A 23,693-nucleotide genomic window follows, 5' to 3' on the forward strand; every position below is an offset into this window, starting at 1 on the left:
GTTAAATTTGCAAGGATTTGAGGTCAATCAAAAACGCATTGAATAGCCTTGATTAACTATTTTTTTATGAAAGAAATAAAAGCTTACAATAATGTCTTGGAATTAATAGGCAACACACCGCTTATTAAAATCAATAAAGTTACCGAAGGTTTAGAAGGTAATTTCTACGCAAAAGTAGAAGCTTTCAACCCAGGACATTCTACCAAAGACAGGATTGCATTATATATTATTGAAGAAGCCGAAAAAAGAGGAATCTTGACTCTTGGCGATACCATAATCGAAACAACTTCTGGTAATACAGGATTTAGTTTGGCAATGGTGAGTATCATCAAAGGTTACAATTGCATCTTGGCGGTAAGTTCAAAATCATCCAAAGATAAAATCGATATGTTGCGTAGTCTTGGAGCAAAAGTATATGTTTGTCCAGCCCACGTTTCAGCAGATGATGAACGTTCTTATTATAATGTTGCAAAAAGATTACACGAGGAAACTAAAGGTTCTGTTTATATCAATCAATATTTCAACCAACTGAATATTGATGCACACTACAACACAACTGGTCCCGAAATTTGGGAACAAACAGGCGGAAAAATCACACACTTAATCGCTTGTAGCGGAACAGGAGGAACTATTTCTGGAACTGCAAAATTTCTAAAAGAACAAAATCCAAATATTAGAATTTTAGGAGTTGATGCTTTTGGTTCGGTTTTGAAAAAATACCACGAAACAAAAGAATTCGACAACGACGAAATCTATCCTTACAGAATTGAAGGTTTGGGAAAAAACCTGATTCCATCGGCTACAGATTTCGACATCATCGATAAATTTACAAAAGTTACCGATGAGGAAAGTGCTCACGCAACTAGAGAAATCGCCAAGAAAGAAGGTTTATTTGTAGGCTATACTTCTGGTGCAGTTTTGCAAGCCATTAAGCAATATGCCGAAGAGGGTGAGTTTACAGCAGAAAGCAATGTAATTGCCATTTTCCCAGATCACGGTTCAAGGTATATGAGCAAAGTATTCAGTGATGAATGGATGCACGATCAAGGTTTCTTTGATAGTGTAAATGCCGAAGAAGTTCAAAAAATTGAATTTATCAAATAGTTTAGACTATTTACATCATAAAAAAAACTCCAGAGAAATCTGGAGTTTTTTGTTTTAAGTTTTTTTCTTTTTTTATTGGATATTGATCACGCCATTTCGTCAATGAATATTTTTTTGATTAAAGCGATTTCATCGGCATAAATTGTTTTCTTTCTAGTAGCAAAAGACAAAGTGTTTTCTAATGGAGTTTTCCCTTTCCAGATTAATTTAATTTGTTCGGATTCCAGTTCTTTTTTGCATAAGAAATCAGGAATTACGGCAAGACCATGGCCACTGCTCAAACATCTTACGATAGAATTTAAATTCGGAACAATATAATTCGGACGAAAGTCTGGATATTTATTGAAATTCAATTGCCAAAATCTTCTCAAATGTTCCATATCGCCAGTCGTTCCATACCATTTTTGACTTTTCAACCAAGTTTCAATAACTTCTAAATCATTTAATTTTTCAATGGCTTGGAATTCTTTTTCATCAGTTTGATTTCCTCCAACAATAACGATGGTTTCCGATGAAAAAGGTTGGTATTCAATCGAAGCTTTCGGAACCATTTGTGGCGTTATGATGATATCTAAAATTCCTTTTTCGAGATTTTCAACCATCTCTGGGTATTCTCCAAAGCGAATAATTACATTAAAGGGTAAGGAAGAAATATATTGTTCCAAAGTGATTTGGAAGGTTTCAAAACACATTCCGATGCTTATTGTTGGTGTATGTTTTTCGGTACTTCGCTGGAAATTTTTCTCGGCTTCTTCTAATTTAGACAAGGCTTCTATAGTAAAATTATACAGTACTTTTCCTCTTTCCGTGGGAACCATCTTTCTTCCTGTTCTGTCAAATAATTTATAGCCTACATAATTTTCCAATGAACTCAAGTGCAAACTGACACCAGGTTGGGAAATAAATAATACTTCGGCAGCACCCGTCAACGTTCCAGTTTTATAGATTGCCTTGAAGGTTCGGTACCATTCTAAATTCACCATGATTTTGCTATTATAATTCTGATGCAAATGTATGAATTAAGTTATTTTAATAATGGACATGTCGGTTGTAATTTTGTCTCATCAAATTAAAAGAAAGAATTATGACTAAAATATTCATCATCAACGGAGGTCAGAAATTTGGCCATTCAGGAGGAAAATTCAACGAGACAATTGCTCAAGAAACTTTGAATTTCTTTCAAAACAATTCAGATTTTGAAATAAGAACAACTGATGTAAACCACGAGTACAATCCAGCTGAAGAAGTAGAAAAATATGTTTGGGCAGATGTAGTAATTTATCACACACCAATTTGGTGGTTTCAATTGCCACACGGTTTCAAGAAATACATTGATGTGGTTTTCACCGAAGGTTACGATAAAGGAATTTATAAAAGTGACGGTCGTTCGTCTAAAAATCCCGCTGTGAATTACGGAACTGGAGGGACTTTGCAAGGAAGAAAATACATGCTAACCACTTCTTGGAACGCACCAAAAGAAGCTTTCACGTTGCCTGGCGAATTTTTCTCCCAGAAAAGCGTCGATGAAGGAGTGATGTTTGGTTTTCATCGAATGAATGCCTTTACAGGAATGACACCGCTAGAATCGATGCACTTTCATGATGTTGAAAAAAATGCTGATGTTCCTAGAGATTTGGAATTGTATAAAGAGCATTTGACAAAATTATTTTTAAACTAAACACAGATTTCACAAATTTCCACAGATTAAATACTAAAAGAAAATGAAAATAAATATTACTGCAATCGTAAAGAGCAAATCAGAACATCTTCAAGAGACCAAAAATATTCTGACGGAAATGGCTTCAAATTCTAAAAAAGAGCAAGCCTGCATCCAATATGATTTGCATCAGGATAACGAAAATCAAAACATTTTTATCTTTCATGAAATTTGGGAAAGTGAAGAAGGATTAGCGCTACATGAAACTCAGCCTCATTTTGAGCAATTTATTGCGAAAGCTCGTGAACTTTTGGAAGAGCCGATTATTATCTATAAAACCAATAGAATCGGATAAATATTGAAGCTTTAAGTGTAAATGAAAACGAGCAACATTGATATATTGCTCGTTTTTTTTTATTCTTTATCAGACGCTGGAGTATCTTCAGCAGTGTCATCATATTTGTGAAAATCATCCGTGTCATCGAATGCTTCATTTGGATCATAAGGCGAATCCTGATTCAATTCAGGATCGTCTATTTTTCTTTTTTCTTTATCATCACTAAAAAAGAATTGATTTGAATTTTCCATAGCATTTGGAATTTAAATTTATAAATAGCCTAAAAGATAATACAAGATGATAAAAACGATGATCGTTCCTATGCAACCACCACCAAGTTTTTTGGCTCCCCATCCTGCAAGTATTGTTTTAAAAAATCCGTTCATAGTGCTTTACTTTGTTAGTTTGGTTATTGATTTTTTTCAACATTCTGATTTTTATCATCGAATTCAGGGTCTCCTTTAATTTCTTTAGAGTCCAAATCGTAGTTTTCATCATTAGTCAAGGTTTCGTCGTGTTCCTTGTATTGTTTTTCTCTAGTTGCATTTCTGATATTATCAGGATTTCTTTGATTCGAATGCTGATAATTTTTTTGACCGTCATGATTTTGTGCATTAGAATTTCCTTTTCCTCCAGCACCATTATTTAAAGTTCCCATAGCTAATTTATTTTTTGAATTAATATATTCATAAAATTAACTTGTAAATGATAGATTTCTTTATGCTATTTTAAACAAATGTTATACAATTAGATTTTTTAAATTTAATACAAATAAGAAAACCTATAAGTCTTTGATTCTTATAGGTTTTCATTTAATAAATTGTAAAAATGGCAGTTTTACTTTTATATTAGTTGTTTAGACGTTCGAGCTCATAAAAATATTCATTTGGATCGTAATCCAAATCATAATCCATTTCATCTTCGTCATAATTATCGTTGATACTAATGATATTATTCAAGTCAGTATCTAAATCGTGATTTGCTTCAATTGTAGTGTAAATAGTTTCCATAAGTATGTGTTTTGAGGTTCATGACAAATTTCATAAAACTATCTAAAACATTTCTTACAGAGTTTTTTCTAAAAGTTATAGGATTTGAAGAAATCAATATTTCCCACTCAATAAAGCACCACCAATTGCAGATTTTGCTTCAATTCCAAGTTTCTTCATCATTTCATAAGTTGTACAAACCGCTGCTGAAGTAACCGGAATCCCGATTTCTTTTTCAATCAAGTCAATCGCTTCCAAAGAAGGCATTTGTACACAAGCAGAAACTACTAAAACATCAATTCCAGTTAAATCCAATCGCTTGTAAATTTCTAAAAGATTCATCGGATTTTGTGCTGCAACTTCCAAGTTATCAGGAATTTCAAGTGCAATGCTTTCCTTGACTTCAAAACCTTGGTGCTCGATATAATCAACAACCATATCCGTCAAAGGTCTCATATAAGGCGTGATGATGGATATTTTTTTTGCACCTAAAGCCTTCAATCCGTTTATTAAGGCTCCAGCCGAAGTGACAATTGGAGTAGGGAAGTCGTTGGCAACCGTTTCCTGATGTAAGTTCACTTCCGAAACGCAATGATAACCGCGACCCATACTCATAATCGCGACCAAACATGCATAACCCATAACGTCAACATGAGCATCTGATAGTTCTTGAGCACATTTTAGGCTCATGGCATCCATGGCTTCAAGTTCTTCTTTTGTTACCTTTTTCATTCGCATTCGGCTTGAATGGAAGGTAAAACGTTCTGGTAAAATGGTTTCCCTAGACCTGAAAATCGCTGGGATTTCAGTTTCCATTGTTACGTTTGAAGATGGGACAATTTGTCCGATTCTGTATTTTTTCATGATATTTATTTAACCGCAAAGACACGAGGAATTCGCAAAGTTCGCAAAGCTTTAAGTGAAATTATATTTCTTTTACTGTATTTACAATCGTTCCGATTCCTTCGACTGTTGCTTCTACAACATCACCATCCCACATCCATTCTTGAGGATTTCTTCCTGCACCAACTCCTGAAGGTGTTCCAGTTGCAATGATATCGCCTGGTTCGATGGTGAAAACCGTACTCAAGTCTTCAATCAAATCGTTGATGTTGAAAAGCAAGAATTGAGTGTTTGAATTTTGTTTTTCAACACCATTCACTTTTAATGATAAATTCAAGTTGTGAGGGTTTTCAATTTCGTCTGCTGTAACTAAATAAGGTCCCATTGGTGCGAAAGTATCCTGACCTTTGGAAACAATCCATTGACCTTCACGACGGCAATCACGTGCTGAAATATCGTTGATTACGGTATAACCAAAAACATAATCCATGGCATCTTCTTTGGCAACATATTTTCCTTTTTTGCCAATAACGACTGCCAATTCAACTTCCCAATCCAATTGTTGAGTAAGTTTTCTGTTTAATAAAATATTGGTATTAGTAGCTGTTACTGTTGTTGGTGGTTTTGAAAAGATGATTGGTTTTTGTGGTAATTTTCCAGTTGTATCCAATGTTCGTGCACTTTCAGCAACATGTTCTGTATAATTCAATCCAATTCCGATGATATTTTTTCTTGGCGTTGGAATAGGAGCGAGAATGGTAATTTCCTCCATTGAATAGGAAACTTCTGCTAGAGAATCGGCATCAATTTCGGTTAAGAATTCATTGATTTCAGGAATTACTTCGAGTCCCATATCAATCAATTCAAGCATGTCTGACGGAAGAGGGAAATTTACGCTTTCGCCAAAATCTTCCATATCCACCACTTGATTGTTGTGCAAAAATCCTAATCTTGGTTCTGAGGTTGTGGTTTTATAAGTAAGTAGTTTCATTATAGTTATTTATTGTTTTTAAATAATAGTTTGTAAAGTACTAAAAGAAGTAAGCCTGAGAAAAAAATGATATTAATATAACCTACAATGACTGTAAATTCATCTTCTTTTGCTATAAGTTGTACTCCCAAGTAAATGAAGAATACAGCAATAACGATTCCGAACAAGGGTAGCTTTTTCATTTTTGTTTTCTATTTTATGTTGTTAGATAGTCGATTATTTAGTTAAAATGGTTTCTCTTTTAGCCCTGACTGGAGGGAAAATCCTTTTTTGTTTTTCCTTTAAAAACAAAAAAGATTTGGAAGGAAGGCAGGAATTACGATTCCCAAAATGCCTACTGTTTCGCTTCTAAAAAACTTGAAAACCGTTATTTTCAGTATAATTCTGTTCCTGATATAATCCTAATTTTTCAATTACCGGCAAATCGTTAAACGAAAACAAGCAAGCATCTTCTGTTTCGGATAAGTTTACGTGCTCGTGAACTGCCCAGGAAGGAACACAGAAAATATCACGTTCTTTCCAGTCAAACCGCTTTCCGTCGATGATCGAATAGCCTTTTCCTTTGGCACATTGATAGACAAACGAACCAGTGTGTTGATGTGCTTTTCCTTTAAACCCAGCTGGCAATAACTGCATCGAAGCTCCCATAGTTTGCATCACGTGACCACCTGTCAAGGGGTTTGAATAGTGCATCAATATTCCATCAAAAGGGGAAACTTCCTTGATTTTTGAAGTTTCAACCAAAGCTGGATAAACTGATTTCCAAGCATACTTGAACAAAGGGGAATAAGGTTTGTCCCATTTTTGATCTGAAGGTAATAGTCCAGGTGAACTACCATAAGTAATTGGAGAATAGTTTATTGGAACTTCTAAAGGTTGTTTTCCATCGAACACAGCATAATCATTTGCCTCTAAAGCATTTACAAGCGGAATATCCAAACCATCTTGCCAAATACACGTTTTTCCGTTTTCGGCAACTCCGTGTTCGTGCCAAGTTGAATTGGGTGTAATCACAAAATCATTTACTTCAAAAGTAATCTTATTTCCATCCACAACGGTATATCCGCCTTCGCCTTCCATAATAAAACGCAAAGCAGAAGCCTTGTGACGATGGGCCGAAGTGCTTTCACCAGGACGTGTAACCTGAATTCCAGTATATAACCAGCCAACAGCTGCCGAAACATCTTTTCGCTTGTCGTTGACCAAATAAACAACGCGACGTCCGGCTTTTTCAGGCGTCACCAATTCAGATGATTTCAGTACCAAATCCCGTAAATCATCATATTTCCAGAGCATTGGCACCGATGACGTTCTCGGTTCCCAAGGTTCGATATCGTTGGCAACCGTCCACAAAGCTCCAGCACCAAGGGTTTCGAGTTCTTTATAATAGGCCTCTAGTTCTGGAGTGTCTTGAACTCTGGCTCTTCCAATTACGTCGTCGTTGTGTTTTCCTTCCATTGTTTTATATTTTAGGAGCAAATCGCTCGGGCTTTTTCAGAATCCATATTCCCGCTTTCCGAAGTAGTTTTTGTTCTGAACCCCAGAACAAAAAGCTACTTTCTCCAATCGGGGCTATTTAATTAATGATAGTTTTGGCAACCGTAGAAAATTATCTTTTGTTGAAATCCTCATGATTATCTACAAAAGTAATTTTTCTTGTTGGAGCAATATTCACTCTCAAATCAAAAATATCAAAACGGTTGTAATGTCCTAGGATGTCGTGCATTTGTTTGGGTTGGATGCATTTTTCCAAATCAATATCGGCATAAACAATTCCTTCTTCATCAATTAAAGGTTTGCCAATTACAGCTCCATTCGGACCAATAAATCCTGAAAAAGCTGAATTTTTCCTTGTCAATAATTCATCCACATTTGGAACATCTTCACGTAAGGCATCTTTTATTTCCTGCGAAATTGTTGAACATGAAACTATTGTAAATAACTTACCTTCAAAGGAATGGGCTGCTGCTCGAATCTTTATCGCTTCGGCCATATCGTAATCGGGTGGAGCGACAGGCAACGAAATATAATTAGCTATATGAATCAATTCACCTTGAGCTAATAACGTAAAACGCGCCAAAGTGTTCGTGTTTTCACCACAAGCCAATGTTCCAATCGGACCAATTTCAGTGTTATATACTTTCAAGGACGAACCATCACCGCTTGTCCATGTCAGTTTTTCAGCCCAAGTTGGTACTAGCTTTCGGTGTTTTCCAATTACTTCACCTTTATTATCAATAATCAAGTTTGTATTATAGATTTCTCCATAACTGTCGCCTCGTTCATTAATTCCAATTACAACATGGCAGTCGTATTGCTTTGCAGCTTCAAATAAAGGTTGCATGGCTTCATCGCTAACTTTTACGGCACTTTTGTATAAGGCTTCATACCATTTGCTTCCTTGAACAGGTGTCATAATCCAATTCCAATACGGATAACCTGCAACAAATACTTCTGGAAAAGCAATAAGACTTGCTCCATTTGAAGAAGCTTCTTTTATAAATGAAACCGCTTTTTCAATAGTCTTTTCTACGTTTAAAAAAACGGGTGAAGTTTGAACGGCTGCGGCTTTGAATTTTTTAAATTCCATTTTTAGAGTATTAAGATTGGAGTATTAAGTATTAAGATATTATAAATCTTGATATTTTTTCTTTCATTTCATCTGAGAAAGTTTCGGCTTTTATACCACCACGATTGTCTTTGAAAGCAACATTTACCAAAGTCACTTCTCCTTCAAGACAAGTCTTTCCCTCTTCGTCTTCAAATTTGAAACCGCATAGGAGTGAGGCACCGCCAATATTTTTTACCCAAAGCGATTTCGTTAGAATTTCTCCCAAACGAGCTGCTTTTTTGAATTGTACCTTCAAGTCTACTGTAGGAATTCCGTTGGTTTCGTGTATTTTTGAAAACGGACGATCTAATGCTTCTTCAAACCAATCTTCTACCAAATCGTTTAGCATTTCCAAGAATCTTGGATAGAAAACAATTCCGGCATAATCAACGTGTTTGAAACGTATTTTTTCTTTTTTTATAAAAGGTTGGTTCATGTTTATTATTTTAATTTAAAAACTTTCAGCGCTTGCTTTCTTCATATAATATTTAAATGTTTCTGGAATCGCATTTTCATCCAATAAACATCCAGTTTCCAATTCAGGATAGGTTTCAGCAAAGGTTTGTATTTTGGTTCGGTCAACACGCATACTCACAACGCTTCGATCTACATCATCAGGATGGCGAATTCCGGCAGAAGCCATCAAATCCATTGCATTTTTCACTGTTTCGTGTTGAAAACGTGCTACTCGAATACTTTTTTCTTCAGGAACCAAGCCTTTTACTAATTTTGGATCTTGTGTGGCAACACCAGTCGGACAAGTATTCGCGTGACATTCCAATGCCTGTATGCAACCCAGGGCAAACATCATTCCTCGTGCAGAATTGCATAAATCAGCTCCTGTGGAAAGGGTTTTTATGATATCAAAACCTGAAATGATTTTGCCACTGCAAATGATTTTTATTTCTTCTTTAATTCCGAAACCTTTTAACGAATCATACACAAAGGCCAAGGCATCCCGCAATGGCATCCCAACGTGATCTGAATATTCAATTGGAGCTGCACCGGTTCCTCCTTCGCCACCATCAACGGTAATGAAATCAAAAAAAGTTTGGGTTTGAACCATGGCTTTACAAATTGAAAGAAATTCGGACTTGCTTCCAATACATATTTTCATCCCGATTGGTTTTCCGCCAGAACCTTTTCGCAATAATTTAATAAAATCCATCAATTCAAGTGGTGTTTTAAAAGCCGAATGGGTTGGCGGGGAAATAATATCGTGTCCTTTTCCAACCAAACGAATTGCAGCAATCTCATCGGTTACTTTTTCCTTTGGTAAAATTCCTCCATGACCTGGCTTTGCTCCTTGAGAAAATTTAATCTCAATCATTTTTACATTTTCAAAATGGGCTCTTTTTTCGAAATGGTCATACGAGAAATTTCCCTCTTCATCACGACAGCTAAAATAGCCTGTTCCTATGTTCCAAACGATATCGCCACCGCCTTCAAGGTGATAGGGAGAAAGCCCACCTTCGCCAGTATTGTGGTAAAAACCGCCTTGTTTTGCTCCTGCATTCAAAGCCATGATGGCATTTTTGCTCAATGATCCATAGCTCATGGCACTGATATTATACAAACTGGCAAAATAAGGTTTCTCGCATTGGGATGAGCCTATTTTTACTCTGGGATTCATGTCTATTTCAGCAAACGGAATAGCTTTAATGCTGTGGTTGATCCATTGATAGCCAATGTTATATACGTCAAGCTGTGTCCCAAAAGGATGCGAATCGGTTTCGTTTTTACTTCTTTGATAGACCAGATTTCTTTCTAATCGGTTAAATGGCTTCCCGTCTAAGTCGGTTTCTACAAAATATTGCCTGATTTCGGGTCCGATGGATTCCAGCAAATAACGCATTCGTCCCAAAAGCGGAAAATTTCTTCTGATGGTTTTTTTAGATTGATACATGTCATAAAACCCCATTGCAATCAACGGCAGGAATATCAACAAGAGAAAAATTGATTTCCAATTGATATAAGTCATTAATGCAATGATAGCTAACGAAGTGATACTGAATATTAAAAAAACTTTTCTCATCGTATGGATTAATTTATTGGCGTAAAAAAAAATATATTACTGTAATGCTTTTAATTTAAAACGTTGGATCTTACCTGTTTCGGTCTTTGGCAAACTTTCAATAAAACGTATTTCCCTCGGATATTTATAAGGAGCGGCAACTTCCTTGAACCAGTCTTGAATGTGTTTGGCAAACTCTGAATTGGCTTTAGAATGTTCTTTTAAAACAATATAAGCACAAACCAGCATTCCTCTTTCCTCATTTGGCAATCCAACAACGGCACATTCTGAGATTTCATCGTGTGTCAGTAAAACGCTTTCAACTTCAATTGCGGCAATGTTGTAGCCAGAAGAGATAATCATATCATCGCCACGTGCTACAAACCAGAAATAACCATCTTCATCCTTGCGGAAAATATCACCTGTAATGTTCCATTTATTTTGAACGTATTCCTTTTGCTTGTCAACCGAATTCAAATATTTACAACCTGTAATTCCTCTTACAGCCAACCTTCCTGGTTCGTTTACAGCAACTTCGTTTCCTTTCTTATCTACAATTTTGGCTTCATAGCCACGAATTGGTAAGCCTGTAGCTCCTTTTCGCATGTTCTCTTCATTCGAAGATATAAAAATATGAAGTATTTCGGTAGAACCAATACCGTCAATGATTTTTAATCCTGTGGCTTCGTACCAATCTTCCCAAACCTTTAAAGGCAAGGCTTCACCGGCCGAAACACATTTTCGCAACGACGAAATATCAAAATCTTTTACTTTTGAAGTGATGACTCTCCAAGCTGTTGGTGCTGTGAAACAGATGGTTATCTTATACTCTTCTATCGCTTTCAATAAAAGTTCAGGCGATGGTTTTTCTATTAAAAAGGTTGAAGCTCCATAATAAAACGGAAACAAAACCAATCCTCCCAATCCAAAAGTGAATCCTAACGGCGGACTTCCTGTAAAAATATCGTTTGATGTTGGTTGCAATGAATATTTTGGAAAAGCTTCGCAAATCAACAAGATATCCTTGTGATAGTGCGAGGTCATTTTAGGTTTTCCAGTCGTTCCAGATGTAAATCCTATGAGACAGATAGAGTTGGAAAGTGTGTGGTAGTTTTGAAATGTCTTTGGTTTTGAAGCCATTAATCGTTCCAAATCAGATGGATGTTCATTCGAACCATCAAAAGTACAAACTCTTTTTAGGAACTGAGATTGTACAAGATTCATTTCATCTGACAATCTAATATCACAAAAAGCGTGTGAGATTTCAGCACTTTCAATCATTACAGATAATTCCTTTTCTCTTAAAAGTGGCATTGTGGCAACAACGATTCCGCCAGCTTTTAAAATGGCAAACCAACACGCTACAAACATCGGATTGTTAGCCGAACGAATCAAAACACGGTTGCCCGAAACAAATCCCAAATCTTCAATCAAAACATGTGCAATCTGATTGGATTTTTCATATAAATCTTGAAAAGTCCATTTTTCTGTAAAAGTCTGAATAGCAATATGATTACCATTTCCTACTTTAATGTGATTGTCAAGTAACTTTTCGACACAATTAAGGTTTTCTGGGAATTCAAAATCAGGATGATTCCAGATGTAATCAGGTTGCAATTCCTCTGAAGGCAAGTGATTATGAGCAAAATTGTCGGTATAATGTTTCATAATTATTTATGCGATTCTGGTTTTAATGCTTTCTTCATTCCTTCCACCATTTTTCGTTCTCCGGCTTTCATTGGGTAAAAATGTGGGAGAGCTATTTTGTATTGAACTGGAACATCTTTGCTCTGAAATTGCTCATAAGCTTGTGCATTTCGAACGAAATTAGGCTCCAGAAGCAATGTTTTTCCTAATGCTACCAAATCGGCTCGACCGTTTAATAAAATGGTATTAATTTGGTCAATATCTTGAATGTATCCAGCTGTAATAGTTGGAATATCAACCGTATTTCGAATGGCTTCTGAGAAAGGTGTTTGCCACATCCTGCCAATTGCTGGTTTTTGATGAGAAACTGTATTTCCTGTTGAAACGTTTATAATGTCTGCTCCAGCATTTTTAAAAGCTTGAGCAATTGCAAATACTTCTTCTTCGGTAATTCCATTTTCGGCCCAATCTGAAGCTGAAATTCTTACTGACATTGGTTTGTCTTGATTGAAAACTTTTCGCATTTCATTGAAAACTCTTAATGGAAATTTCAATCTGTTTTCGATGCTTCCGCCAAATTCATCTGTACGAATATTGGTTAAAGGCGATAGAAAAGAAGCCAATAAATAACCATGATGCGCTTGCAATTCAATCATATCAAATCCTGCTTCGTCGGCATTTTTTGCAGCTTGGGTAAATTGAGAAACAATTTCATCCATATCTGAAACTGTCATTTCCTTTGGCGTTTCAAATTTTTCATTGAAAACAATTGGCGAAGCCGAAATCAAATTCCAGCCATTTTCTAAAGGTTCATTTGATCCTTCCCACGGTTTTTTGATGCTTCCTTTTCGGCCTGAATGACCTAGTTGGATTCCAATTTTAGTTGAAGTGTTTTTATGAATAAAATCTATTAAATTTTTCCATTCAACTACTTGTTCTTTAGAATATATACCAGCACAACCTAAAGTGATTCTTCCTGTTTTGGAAATAGCAGTCATTTCGGTTAAAATCAATCCTAAACCTCCAATTGCACGATTTGTATAATGGGTAAAATGCCAATCGTTTATAATTCCATCTTCGGCTGAATATTGTCCCATAGGAGCCATTACTATCCTATTTTGAAGTTCCATTTTTCGTAATGAAAAAGGAGTGAAGGCGGCTGGAGTCTTTAGATTTTCGATTCCACGTTTTATATTGAATTCATTCAAGACTTTTTCTGGAAAGGATTTGTCGCGAAGGGCAAGATTTTCAAATGTTACTTTCTTGGCACGGGTCATTACGCCAAAAGCAAATTGATAGAAATCGTGTTTAATATGGCGGTCCATGTTTTCGAACCATTCCAGTGATACATTGGCAGCGTGCTGGATCATCTCCACACGGTTTCTGCGTAACTGCTCATATTTGGCGAAAGCCTTATCTTTATCAGTGCCAAATTCAACAATAGAATCGGATAAAGCAATGGCACATTCCATGGCGAGTTTTGTTCCTGAACCAATAGAGTAGTGGGCAGTAGCCTTGGCATCTCCCAAAAGAACAATATTATCCTTGTGCCAAACATCGTTAGTGATTGCTGGAAATTGACGCCAATGGGATCGGTTTGAAATCAGGCCATGACCATCTAATTCCTCTGCAAATAGTTGTGAAATCCTGTCGATTGTATCTTCTTCATTGGTAGTTTCAAAACCTGCATTTTCCCAAGTTTGTGGACTGCATTCGAAAATCCAAGTACTCATTCCTTTTTGGTATTGGTAGGAATGTGCTACAAAAGTTCCGAAAGGCGTTGTTCTGAAGAAATAAGTAAAGGCATCGAGCGGTTTTGTAGAACCAAGCCAGACAAATTTGTTCTTCTTTAATTCGGTTTTGGTGCCAAAATCAGATGCGAATTTGTCTCTTATGACGCTATTTATTCCATCACAAGCTACAATATAATCAGAATCCTTAAATTGGCTTAAATCATCAATATTATACTCAAAATGAAGATTGACGCCTTCTTCACGGCATCTTTGCTGTAATAATTGCAACAATGTTTTTCGGGAACAGCCACAAAAACCGTTTCCAGCGATGTTGACTGTTTCGCCATTTCGGGCTACTACGATATCATCCCAATAGGCAAATTCATTTCGGATTAAATCATACGATTTTGTGTCTCGGGTTAAAAATTCACCTAGCGTTTCATCTGAAAACACTACGCCAAAACCAAAACTATCATCGGCTTTGTTTCGTTCATAAATATCGATTTGACAATCAGGAAGTGCTTTTTTGCTAAGTATTGAAAAGTAAAGTCCGCCTGGACCTCCACCTATTATTGTAATTTTCATTTTAATTTCGTTTGACAGAGAAAATTTCTCCTAATTTAGAATAACCTGAACCAGCAAGTCGTGAAATTGGACTGTAGTTTTCCATATTAATTTTATAATCGTCCAGCAAAACGCTTTCGTGGAAATGAAACATCACAACTTTTCCAACCATGATGGTTTGTCCGCCAAATTTGTTGTTTTCTAGTGTGTAATGATGTACCAATTCGCATTCCATCGAGATAAGGCATTCCTTGACACGAGGCGGTTTTACTTTTGAAGAAGCAATTGGAGTGACACCAGCATGATCAAATTCGCTTTCCAGAGAAGGAATGGATTGAGCTGTCATGTTCATTTGTTCTACCAACTCTTCGGTGACCATATTGACTACAAATTGTTTGGTTGCTAAAACATTGCTCAAGGTATCTCGGTTTGCATTTGGCGATCCCGAAGCTGAAAACATCACATGAGGAGGATCATCACCAACGGCATTAAAAAAAGAAAAAGGAGCCAGATTTAGAATTCCGTCTTCACTTATTGATGATATCCAGCCGATTGGACGAGGAATAACGGCACCTGTTAGTAATTTATAAATAGCTTTTTGATCCAGCTCATCAGGGTTGAATTCCATATTGTTGTTGTTTGTACAAATAAAAGAAAATTTTATGAATCATTTTTAATGATTTTTGTTATTTGTAGGCTAAAAATAGGAAATATGTATTTTTTGGTTTTTTAAAAGATGATGAAAAAGACCACGTATAAATACGTGATTTTAGGTGTTTTTTTTGATATTAGAATTTAATAGTATTATTTTGTTAAAGAATTCAACCAAAACAATTAACTAAAAAAATGCAATTATGCCACAAAATGCAATCACATTAGAAGTTGCTCAAGAATGGGCCGAAAGATGGAATAATGATGTTACTATTCTGAGAGGGATAAAGGCTTTTAAAATTCCAGGACAAAATATAAGAGCTTTGATGAACCAGACAGGAACAGTTGATATCAGAGCTTATCTTGCTGTTAAGAGTAATAATGAGCCGACTGTTGTTGTAGTGGGTGTTGATGCAAATGGTAATGATATGATCGATCCAGCAAATGGTTTTCATATCTATGATTTTGCAGAACCCTGCCCTAATTGCTGTAACAATGGTCCGTCACATATTAATCGTCTATAAAATAACATGCTGTGCCAAGAATTTTAGCTGATGTCAATTATTTATTAATGTTGATTAACCTTGTTTTGTTTTTAATTCAGTTTAAAAAACTTAACAAGGCGTTCAGGATTTTTACTTTTTATCTTTTAGTGATTTCGGTTATTCAGTTAATAACAAGTTATTACAGTAGAAATGGGATGAATAATTTATTCCTTTCCCATTTTTATTTTTTTTTTCAATTTCTGCTTCTTAGTTTTTTTTACTATACGATTCTAACAGTTCCTTTACAAAGAAGATTTTTGCTCATCGGACTGGTAATTTGTCCAATTGTTTTGGGTGTTCAATATTATTTTGATCCTTCGCTATTTTTTGGTTTTAATTTATTTGAAATTTTTATCACTTCCTTTTTAATTGTAATATATGCCATGTTTCACTTTTATAATATCTTGAATGAAAGTAAGCAATATTATTATCTCAATACAGGTATCTTTATTTATATTTTTGGAAGCACTGTTCTTTTTTTGACAGGAAATATCTTAAGTACGCTTGACAAGTCATATGGGAGAAATATTTGGGCCTTAAATGGAATTCTTTATATCATTTACCAAATCTATATTTTTATAGAATGGAGAAGACTTAAAAACCACCTTTAAGAGCAAAACGTTAAACATATTTGTAAAATTCATATCTTTATAAAATGTTAATTATTCTATTTCAGAAATAAAAGCAATGCAGATAATTCCAAATGCTGAGCAATTTGTCGAAGTTATAATTTATACTTTCATTGCCTTTGTATTAATGGCATTAGCATTATTGCTGTTTTTCTATTTTTCCAGAAAAAAGATTCTTAAGAAAGAACTTGAAAATAAAGACATGGAATTGCAGCATCAGATGGAACTTCTAGAAGCTACATTGGAAACCCAAGAAAGAGAACGACAAAGGATTGCTAGAGATTTGCATGATGATATTAGCTCCAAATTGAATGTTATTTCGTTGAATGCTCATTTACTTTCGAGTAACGATCTTCCCGAAAAGGATTTTGAAGAGATTAGTTCCAACATTATTTTGGTAACGAAGCAAGTTTTAGAAAATTCCAGACGTATTGCACATGATTTATTGCCTCCAATCCTAGAGAATTTTGGATTGCATGCAGCTTTGGAAGAACTTTGTCATGCAAATAGTAGCGGAGAACTCATGAAAGTTAGTTATATAAATCCCAGAGAAGAACTGGCTTTTGGCAAAATCGATAGCAAAAATCATTTGCACATTTTTAGAATTGTGCAGGAACTTATTAATAATTCTATCAAGCATGGAAAAGCTTCGCTAATAAACATTGAAGTGGACACTACTGAAAGCAAATGTCAAATTCATTATACTGACAATGGAGTTGGTTTTGACATGAAAGAATCTAAGAAAAAGAATGGTATCGGGATGAAAAATATCAAGAGCCGGGCAGCATTTTTGAGAGGGAAATTTGAAATAAAAAGTATACTAAATCAAGGAGTTAATGCTAAATTATCGTTCTGATGGCAGAAGAAATAAATATAGTAGTAGTAGATGATGAAGTTCTATTTCGAAAAGGAATCGTATTTTTGCTTCAAAGAGTGAAGGCTATCAAAGTAGTTGGTGAAGCTGGTGACGGTGCTGAACTTTTAGAATATTTAGAAACTGCAACTATACTTCCAGATATTATTTTGATCGATATCAATATGCCTACAATCAATGGTGTAGAAGCGACAAAGAACATTAGAAAGCAATATCCCGATATAAAAATAATAGCACTAACAAGTTATCATACGCCTTTGTTTATTGCTAATATGATTCAAGAAGGGGCTGCTTCTTACTTGATTAAGAATGCCCATCCAGACGAAATGATTAAAACAATTAAAGAAGTTGCCAAAAAAGGATTTTATTATAATGAAAATGTGATTCAGGTTTTGAGCAATAATTTTTCACCCAACAAAAAGATTATCAATTTTTTGAGTGATGATTTTCTATCTTCGCGAGAAAGAAAAATTCTAGAACTCATTTGTTTGCAACAAAGTACAGTGGAAATTGCCGAGAAACTATTCATTAGCCCCAGAACAGTTGAAGGATATCGAATTAGCCTACTTGTAAAAACAGAGACCAAAAACGTAGCGGGTCTAGTTGTTTTTGCACTCCAGAACAAGATTGTCTCTCTTTAAAGCTAGATTTTAGGGCTTGTAGAGAGGATGAAAAAATACGTATTTATACGTATTGTACATTTAAATACTTTATCCGAAATTTACAAAAGTAAAACCCCCTAGCTAACTTTAAAAAGATTTATCATGATTACATTATTATTTTCAGGACGAAGTGCTTCTATAATGAAGGCCGTTCAAAAAGCGAATGAAATCCTTGCCAGTGATACATTTTATGAAAAAATAGCATTACTGCCACAAATGTCCAATACATCATTGACATCACCAGAGATTGCAAGAATACTCAAGACAACAAATCGAAAGATTACCATTCATACCTATTGGAATCCTTTTGGAAAAACCACAAAAAAAATGAATGCTTACCAATTTGAGGTCAATACCAATAAAATTAGTTGTGTAACGGCCTATGCAGTCAACACTTTAATTAATGAAACGATTCAGGTTATAGCTCTACTTGGAGATCAGATTAATTTTTCGAACTCAGATCATTATCATGAAGAAGAAGAAAATGCATTTCCTTGGAGGATAGGTGAGATTGCAGAAATTATCAGCAGAAAAACAAGACAATTTGCTTAAGTTAAGATCAGTGAATTGAATCATAGAATTTTGAAAATTTAGTTTGTTAAAGCAGTTTCCTAAAAAACTGTGATAGTTTGAACCGTTGACAAAGGTCAACGGTTTTTTTTGCTACATAATTCTTGATAAAATGACCTATAAAAAAAGCAATTAGATAGTAATACAATGCATTTTTAATCAAAACAACAAAAATTAAACGCTTTTAAAAAAAGTTTTTGTTAGTGTTAGGATATTAAAAATAAAATTTAGAAGTTTGTAAAGTAAAATAAGAACAATGATTTTAAATGTTTGCAATATGTGTTGTACAGTGTGGAAAACTTCCGCAGGGTCGCCTATTGCATAAATTTTAAACAATAAAATATATGACAAGCCTCTGCAAAACTGCAGGGGCTTTTTTTTTTAAATTAAATTTCAATCAAAAATAAAATGAATAATTCAATAATAAATACAGTAAGCATGATGTGTTGTTGTTCCAAAAACCATGGGATGGCATTCGCTATTGATTTCTAGTATCGAAATTGAAGTAAGTCAGCTAAATCCCTTGTATTCAAAGGGATTTTTTTTTAACCAAAAATTTAAAATAATGATAAATCAGGATTTGTTAGAAGCCTTATTTGATAAGTCAGATTTAGAACTGGCACTGTATCAAATCAATCAGCTTGATAGTGAGAAGATTGTTTTTTCAACCAGTTTTGGAATTGAAGATCAGGTGGTGTCACATGCTATTTTCAGCCAAAATCTTACCAATATAGAAACGTTTACACTCGATACAGGAAGGTTGTATCCAGAAACGTATTCAGTTTGGGACAAGACATTGTTGCAATATGGCGTCAAAATAAAAAGCTTTTCGCCTGATACTCTTGACATCGAAAATTTTGTGGAGGAAAAAGGGATCAATGCATTTTATGAATCGATAGAACTCAGGAAAGAGTGTTGCTATTTGAGAAAAGTAGCTCCTCTGAAAAGGGCCTTGGCGGGAGCTAAAATTTGGATCACAGGCTTAAGGGCTGAACAATCCCAAAACCGGAATGATCTCAAGATTGTAGAATGGGATGCACAATTTCAGTTGTACAAATTCAATCCCTTGTTGCATTGGACTTACGAAGAAGTAAAAGCGTATGCACTAAAAAACGGAGTTCCCTATAATCCATTACACGATCAAGGTTTTGTCAGTATAGGTTGTGCACCTTGTACCAGAGCCATAAAAGAAGGCGAAGATTTTAGAGCAGGAAGATGGTGGTGGGAAGACAATTCTAAAAAAGAATGCGGTTTACACCAAAAATAAATACTAATCAAACAGAAAAAAAATATAAATATGAGTATAAATTCAACCGACTATTTAGCACAATTGGAAAACGAAGCCATCTACATTCTCAGAGAAACCGCGGCACAATTTGAAAAGCCTGCCTTACTTTTTTCTGGCGGAAAAGATTCAATCGTTTTGGTACATCTTGCCTTGAAGGCCTTTCGTCCGGGGAAGTTTCCCTTTCCTTTGGTACATGTTGACACTGGACATAATTTCCCTGAAGCAATTGCCTTTCGAGATTATCTGACCCAAAAAATAGGAGAGAAGCTTATTGTAGCAGATGTAGAGAAAAGCATCAAAAAATACAATCTTGAAGAAACAAAAGGCCGTTTTCCTTCCCGAAACGCCTTGCAAACCTATGCCTTATTGGATGTTATCGAAGAAAATGAGTTTGATGCCTGTATTGGTGGAGCAAGAAGAGACGAGGAAAAGGCCCGTGCCAAAGAACGAATTTTCTCCGTCAGGGACGATTTTGGTCAATGGGATCCAAAGTTGCAACGTCCGGAATTGTGGGACATTTTAAACGGAAAAGTCCAAAAAGGCAACAATGTTCGTGTTTTCCCCATCAGCAATTGGACCGAGTTGGATATTTGGAATTACATCCAAAAAAACAATATCGAATTGCCCAGTTTGTATTTTGCCCATGATCGGGAATGCATTGTGCATCAGGATAAATTGGTAGCCACTTCAAAATTCATTCAGCCCTTGCCAGGTGATGTAGTGGTAAATCAAAAAGTGCGATACAGGACCGTTGGCGACATGACCTGCACGGCTGCTGTTCCTTCCCAAGCTGCAACGATTCAAGACATAATAGATGATATCATTATCACGAGAGTTAGCGAAAGAGGCCAAACTAGACTGGATGATCTGCTTTCTGAAGCTGCCATGGAAGATCGAAAAAAGCAGGGTTATTTTTAAATCAATTATAAAAGATAAAAAAAATGAAAACATTACGATTTATAACAGCAGGAAATGTAGACGACGGAAAAAGTACCTTGATTGGCCGATTGCTTTATGATTCAGATAGCATCCATACCGATCAGTTGGGAATTTTGCAAAAACAGATCCGTCAAGAAGGACAGGAAATAGATTTAGCCCTCATCACCGATGGATTGAGAGCCGAACGGGAACAAGGCATCACGATTGACGTGGCCTACAAATATTTTTCCACCCAAAAAAGGAAGTTCATCATTGCTGACGCTCCCGGTCATGAACAGTATACCCGGAATATGATTACAGGTACCTCAAATTCAGACTTGATTATTATTTTGGTCGATGCACGAAAGGGAATCACGGTTCAGACGAAACGCCATGCAAGCATCGGATCTTTGATGGGCATTAAAAAAGCCATTATCGCCATCAACAAGATTGATCTCGTAAATTATTCAGAAGAAGTTTTCGAACAAATCAAAGTAGACTTTGAAGCCATCAAATCGAACTTGAAATTTGATGAAATTATTTATTTGCCAGTTAGTGCCCTTGTGGGAGACAATATTGTAGAAAAATCACATCGCACGCCATGGTATGAAGGCGAGGCACTTTTGAAGCTATTAGAAAAAATAGAAATCCCATCCACCGAAAATTTATCCTCCAGATTTCAAGTGCAGTGGGTAATCCGCCCTAAAAATGATGATTTTCATGATTATAGGGGCTATGCTGGTTTGGTTTTAAGTGGTAATTATAAAGTAGGAGATAGCGTTAAGATTTATCCATCTGAAATTGAAACCAAAATCATCAAGATTGAAAAAAATCTGGAAACGATAACAGAAGCTAAGGCTGGCGAAAACGTAGTGCTCCATTTTGATGGAAATTTTGACATCAGCAGAGGAGATGCGGTAGTGAAATCAGAGGAAATCTTAACGAGCGGCTCGGCAATCAACTCTTGGATTTCATGGCTCGATCACACCGAATTGCAAATTGGCAAAACCTATATTTTACAGCATCGTTTTAGAAATGTAAGGGCAAAAGTAGTAGCAATCAATCGAAAATGGGATGTAAACGAATGGAAATTTTCTACAACAGACACCATCAAGCTCAATGATATTGCCCAAATCGCAATCAAAACCAATCAAAATTTATTTTACGATTCCTTTATCGATAACCCCAAATCTGGGAACGCCATCTTGATTGATGAAACCACGTTTGCAACCGTTGGAGCATTAATGTTTTTAGAACAAAATAATTGAGTATAAAATGTTAGAATCAACAAACAAGGCTTTAAAAATCTACGAATCGAATGTTGTAGGAAACCGAATTTATTTGGATGCCAAAGTAGTTTCCAATTGGATCGATGATTTGTTTTCATGGCTCTTTTGTACGCTTGAAAACTACAAAGATTTCGCTGTTTTTGAAAGTAAAGAAAAAGAACTGCAATTGGAACTCGAATCTTTTTTTCTTCAATTGAATTATTCTCAAGCTGAAGCAAAAGAAAAACAATTGTCTTTTTTTAATGCATTACCCGATTTGCACAGCACATTGCTAGAAGATCTCAATACAGTTCTAGAATTTGATCCTTCGGCAAGATCCAAAAATGAGGTATTGATTGCCTATCCAGGTTTTTTTGCCATAGCAGCACATCGAATCGCACATGAATTATGGAAAAGCAAAGTCGCTATTTTGCCAAGGCTAATCGCTGAAAATGCACATAGCAAAACAGGAATCGATATTCATCCCGGTGCACAAATAGGAAAACGATTTTTTATAGATCATGGCACTGGAATCGTCATTGGCGAGACCTCGAAGATTGGAAATGACGTCAAGATCTATCAAGGTGTGACACTTGGAGCCCTTAGTGTTAGCCGTGATAAAGTAGAAGAAAAACGACATCCCACCATCGAAGATAAAGTTGTTATCTATGCCAATGCCACTATTTTGGGTGGAAAAACTGTAATCGGTAGAGGAGCTGTAATCGGAGGAAACGTGTGGATTACAAGTTCAATTCCAGCCCAATCCTTGGTTTACCACAAAAGCGAAATCATTGTAAAAGACAAACAATCGTTTCCAGAAACGCTAAATTTTATTATATAACACATTAGAAATAAATATATTATGAAAGCAAATACCATTTTAGAAACGATAGGGAAAACACCTGTCGTGAGAATCAATCGATTATTTGGAGCATTGAAAAATGTTTGGATAAAATTAGAAAAAAACAATCCTGGAAATAGCATCAAGGATCGAATTGCACTTGCCATGATAGAAGATGTTGAAGCAAAAGGATTGCTAAACCCCGACAGCATTATCATCGAACCGACGTCTGGAAATACCGGAATTGGTTTGGCATTGGTTGCTGCGGTAAAAGGCTACAAGGTAATTCTTGTGATGCCAGAATCGATGAGTGTCGAACGCCGAAAATTGATGGAAATCTATGGAGCGGAGTTCGAGCTCACACCACGTGAAAAAGGGATGAAAGGTGCAATTGAAAAAGCGGCCGAATTAGTAGCAACTACCCCAAATTCGTGGTCTCCAAAGCAGTTTGAAAACCCAGCCAATGTCGCCATCCATGAAAGAACAACTGCTGCTGAGATTTTAGAAGATTTTCCAGATCGATTGGATTATATCATCACAGGTGTTGGAACAGGTGGTCATATTTCGGGAGTTGCCAAGATCCTGAAAAATAAGTTTCCGAATCTAAAAGTCATTGCCGTAGAACCAGAATTATCGCCCGTTTTGAGTGGGGGAAGTCCAGCACCACATCCCATTCAAGGAATTGGAGCAGGTTTCGTTCCCGCCAATTATCATGCAGATTTGATTGACGAGGTAATTCAAGTAAGTAAAGAAGAGGCGTTCCAGTTTGCACGAGCTGCTGCAAAGGAGGAGGGGATTTTGGGCGGAATTTCGACTGGTGCTTCTCTGGCAGCTGTTGCCCAAAAGATTAAAAATCTTCCCGATGATGTTGTAATTCTCACCTTTAATTATGATACAGGAGAACGCTATCTTTCCATAGAAGGACTCTTCTAAAAACAAAATAATCTTAATATTTCG

The 23,693-nt window shown here is 35.8% G+C and carries 25 protein-coding genes; 12 read left to right on the forward strand and 13 right to left on the reverse strand.

Features of this window, described 5'->3' with window-relative positions:
• Positions 1 to 66 precede the first annotated feature (66 nt).
• The gene (locus G508_RS0107610; RefSeq protein WP_035694398.1) at positions 67 to 1,104 is read left to right on the forward strand and encodes a PLP-dependent cysteine synthase family protein; all 1,038 of its coding nucleotides are present in this window, start codon (positions 67 to 69) and stop codon (positions 1,102 to 1,104) included.
• An 86-nt stretch (positions 1,105 to 1,190) separates the two neighbouring features.
• Here G508_RS0107610 and G508_RS0107615 read toward each other — a convergent pair whose 3' ends face one another.
• Positions 1,191 to 2,087: a LysR family transcriptional regulator gene (locus tag G508_RS0107615; RefSeq protein ID WP_026704757.1), complete on the reverse strand. Its 897-nt coding sequence runs from the start codon at positions 2,085 to 2,087 to the stop codon at positions 1,191 to 1,193.
• Between the two features lie 101 nt (positions 2,088 to 2,188).
• On the opposite strand from G508_RS0107615, the gene G508_RS0107620 reads away from it, so the two are divergent.
• Both G508_RS0107620 and G508_RS0107625 read left to right on the forward strand, forming a co-directional pair.
• Positions 2,189 to 2,782, forward strand: coding sequence for an NAD(P)H-dependent oxidoreductase (locus G508_RS0107620; RefSeq protein WP_026704758.1), 594 nt, complete (start codon positions 2,189 to 2,191; stop codon positions 2,780 to 2,782).
• A gap of 43 nt (positions 2,783 to 2,825) precedes the next feature.
• Positions 2,826 to 3,116, forward strand: a complete 291-nt coding sequence (locus tag G508_RS0107625; protein ID WP_026704759.1) for a putative quinol monooxygenase — start codon at positions 2,826 to 2,828, stop codon at positions 3,114 to 3,116.
• 59 nt (positions 3,117 to 3,175) lie between these two features.
• On the opposite strand, the gene G508_RS20025 is transcribed toward G508_RS0107625, so the two are convergent.
• The 12 genes from G508_RS20025 to G508_RS0107685 form a co-directional block, all read right to left on the reverse strand.
• Positions 3,176 to 3,349 carry a hypothetical protein gene (locus tag G508_RS20025; protein ID WP_157485908.1) on the reverse strand — a complete coding sequence of 58 codons (174 nt, stop codon included), beginning with the start codon at positions 3,347 to 3,349 and terminating at the stop codon, positions 3,176 to 3,178.
• Between the two features lie 158 nt (positions 3,350 to 3,507).
• Entirely contained in the window at positions 3,508 to 3,756 is a 249-nt protein-coding gene (locus G508_RS18725) for a hypothetical protein (protein ID WP_035694399.1), read from the reverse strand.
• Between the two features lie 190 nt (positions 3,757 to 3,946).
• Positions 3,947 to 4,108 (reverse strand): hypothetical protein, encoded by a 162-nt coding sequence (locus G508_RS20030; protein ID WP_157485909.1) that lies wholly within the window; start codon positions 4,106 to 4,108, stop codon positions 3,947 to 3,949.
• Between the two features lie 93 nt (positions 4,109 to 4,201).
• Positions 4,202 to 4,951 carry a maleate cis-trans isomerase family protein gene (locus G508_RS0107645; RefSeq protein ID WP_035694400.1) on the reverse strand — a complete coding sequence of 250 codons (750 nt, stop codon included), beginning with the start codon at positions 4,949 to 4,951 and terminating at the stop codon, positions 4,202 to 4,204.
• A gap of 61 nt (positions 4,952 to 5,012) precedes the next feature.
• Positions 5,013 to 5,921 (reverse strand): fumarylacetoacetate hydrolase family protein, encoded by a 909-nt coding sequence (locus G508_RS0107650; protein ID WP_026704761.1) that lies wholly within the window; start codon positions 5,919 to 5,921, stop codon positions 5,013 to 5,015.
• A 348-nt stretch (positions 5,922 to 6,269) separates the two neighbouring features.
• On the reverse strand, positions 6,270 to 7,379 hold the full coding sequence (locus G508_RS0107655) for a cupin domain-containing protein (protein WP_026704762.1): 1,110 nt from the start codon (positions 7,377 to 7,379) through the stop codon (positions 6,270 to 6,272).
• A gap of 151 nt (positions 7,380 to 7,530) precedes the next feature.
• Entirely contained in the window at positions 7,531 to 8,511 is a 981-nt protein-coding gene (locus G508_RS0107660) for a carbon-nitrogen hydrolase family protein (RefSeq protein WP_026704763.1), read from the reverse strand.
• Between the two features lie 31 nt (positions 8,512 to 8,542).
• Positions 8,543 to 8,968 (reverse strand): acyl-CoA thioesterase, encoded by a 426-nt coding sequence (locus G508_RS19510; protein ID WP_051197507.1) that lies wholly within the window; start codon positions 8,966 to 8,968, stop codon positions 8,543 to 8,545.
• A 15-nt stretch (positions 8,969 to 8,983) separates the two neighbouring features.
• Complete coding sequence (locus G508_RS0107670; RefSeq protein ID WP_026704764.1) at positions 8,984 to 10,567, reverse strand: FMN-binding glutamate synthase family protein; 1,584 nt, start codon at positions 10,565 to 10,567, stop codon at positions 8,984 to 8,986.
• Between the two features lie 36 nt (positions 10,568 to 10,603).
• Positions 10,604 to 12,214 (reverse strand): AMP-binding protein, encoded by a 1,611-nt coding sequence (locus tag G508_RS0107675; RefSeq protein WP_026704765.1) that lies wholly within the window; start codon positions 12,212 to 12,214, stop codon positions 10,604 to 10,606.
• Between the two features lie 2 nt (positions 12,215 to 12,216).
• Complete coding sequence (locus G508_RS0107680; protein WP_026704766.1) at positions 12,217 to 14,511, reverse strand: oxidoreductase; 2,295 nt, start codon at positions 14,509 to 14,511, stop codon at positions 12,217 to 12,219.
• A 1-nt stretch (position 14,512) separates the two neighbouring features.
• Positions 14,513 to 15,118, reverse strand: coding sequence for a flavin reductase family protein (locus G508_RS0107685; RefSeq protein WP_026704767.1), 606 nt, complete (start codon positions 15,116 to 15,118; stop codon positions 14,513 to 14,515).
• Between the two features lie 226 nt (positions 15,119 to 15,344).
• On the opposite strand from G508_RS0107685, the gene G508_RS0107690 reads away from it, so the two are divergent.
• The 9 genes from G508_RS0107690 (at position 15,345) to cysK (ending at position 23,669) form a co-directional block, all read left to right on the forward strand.
• Positions 15,345 to 15,665 carry a hypothetical protein gene (locus G508_RS0107690; protein ID WP_026704768.1) on the forward strand — a complete coding sequence of 107 codons (321 nt, stop codon included), beginning with the start codon at positions 15,345 to 15,347 and terminating at the stop codon, positions 15,663 to 15,665.
• 708 nt (positions 15,666 to 16,373) lie between these two features.
• Positions 16,374 to 17,171, forward strand: a complete 798-nt coding sequence (locus G508_RS0107700; RefSeq protein WP_026704770.1) for a sensor histidine kinase — start codon at positions 16,374 to 16,376, stop codon at positions 17,169 to 17,171.
• Positions 17,171 to 17,830, forward strand: a complete 660-nt coding sequence (locus G508_RS0107705; protein ID WP_026704771.1) for a response regulator — start codon at positions 17,171 to 17,173, stop codon at positions 17,828 to 17,830. The genes G508_RS0107700 and G508_RS0107705 overlap by 1 nt, the downstream gene beginning before the upstream one ends.
• A 123-nt stretch (positions 17,831 to 17,953) precedes the next feature.
• Positions 17,954 to 18,403, forward strand: a complete 450-nt coding sequence (locus G508_RS0107710; RefSeq protein WP_157485910.1) for a hypothetical protein — start codon at positions 17,954 to 17,956, stop codon at positions 18,401 to 18,403.
• A gap of 583 nt (positions 18,404 to 18,986) precedes the next feature.
• A complete protein-coding gene (locus tag G508_RS0107715; protein ID WP_026704773.1) occupies positions 18,987 to 19,688 on the forward strand; it encodes a phosphoadenylyl-sulfate reductase in 702 nt (233 codons plus the stop codon).
• A gap of 30 nt (positions 19,689 to 19,718) precedes the next feature.
• A complete protein-coding gene (gene cysD, locus G508_RS0107720; RefSeq protein WP_026704774.1) occupies positions 19,719 to 20,627 on the forward strand; it encodes a sulfate adenylyltransferase subunit CysD in 909 nt (302 codons plus the stop codon).
• 23 nt (positions 20,628 to 20,650) lie between these two features.
• Positions 20,651 to 21,895 (forward strand): sulfate adenylyltransferase subunit 1, encoded by a 1,245-nt coding sequence (locus tag G508_RS0107725; protein ID WP_026704775.1) that lies wholly within the window; start codon positions 20,651 to 20,653, stop codon positions 21,893 to 21,895.
• 7 nt (positions 21,896 to 21,902) lie between these two features.
• A complete protein-coding gene (gene epsC / locus G508_RS0107730; protein ID WP_026704776.1) occupies positions 21,903 to 22,736 on the forward strand; it encodes a serine O-acetyltransferase EpsC in 834 nt (277 codons plus the stop codon).
• 21 nt (positions 22,737 to 22,757) lie between these two features.
• Positions 22,758 to 23,669 (forward strand): cysteine synthase A, encoded by a 912-nt coding sequence (cysK, locus tag G508_RS0107735; protein ID WP_026704777.1) that lies wholly within the window; start codon positions 22,758 to 22,760, stop codon positions 23,667 to 23,669.
• The last annotated feature ends 24 nt before the right edge of the window (positions 23,670 to 23,693 follow it).

This window comes from Flavobacterium soli DSM 19725 (assembly GCF_000422705.1).
GTDB classification, from domain to species: Bacteria; Bacteroidota; Bacteroidia; order Flavobacteriales; family Flavobacteriaceae; genus Flavobacterium; species Flavobacterium soli.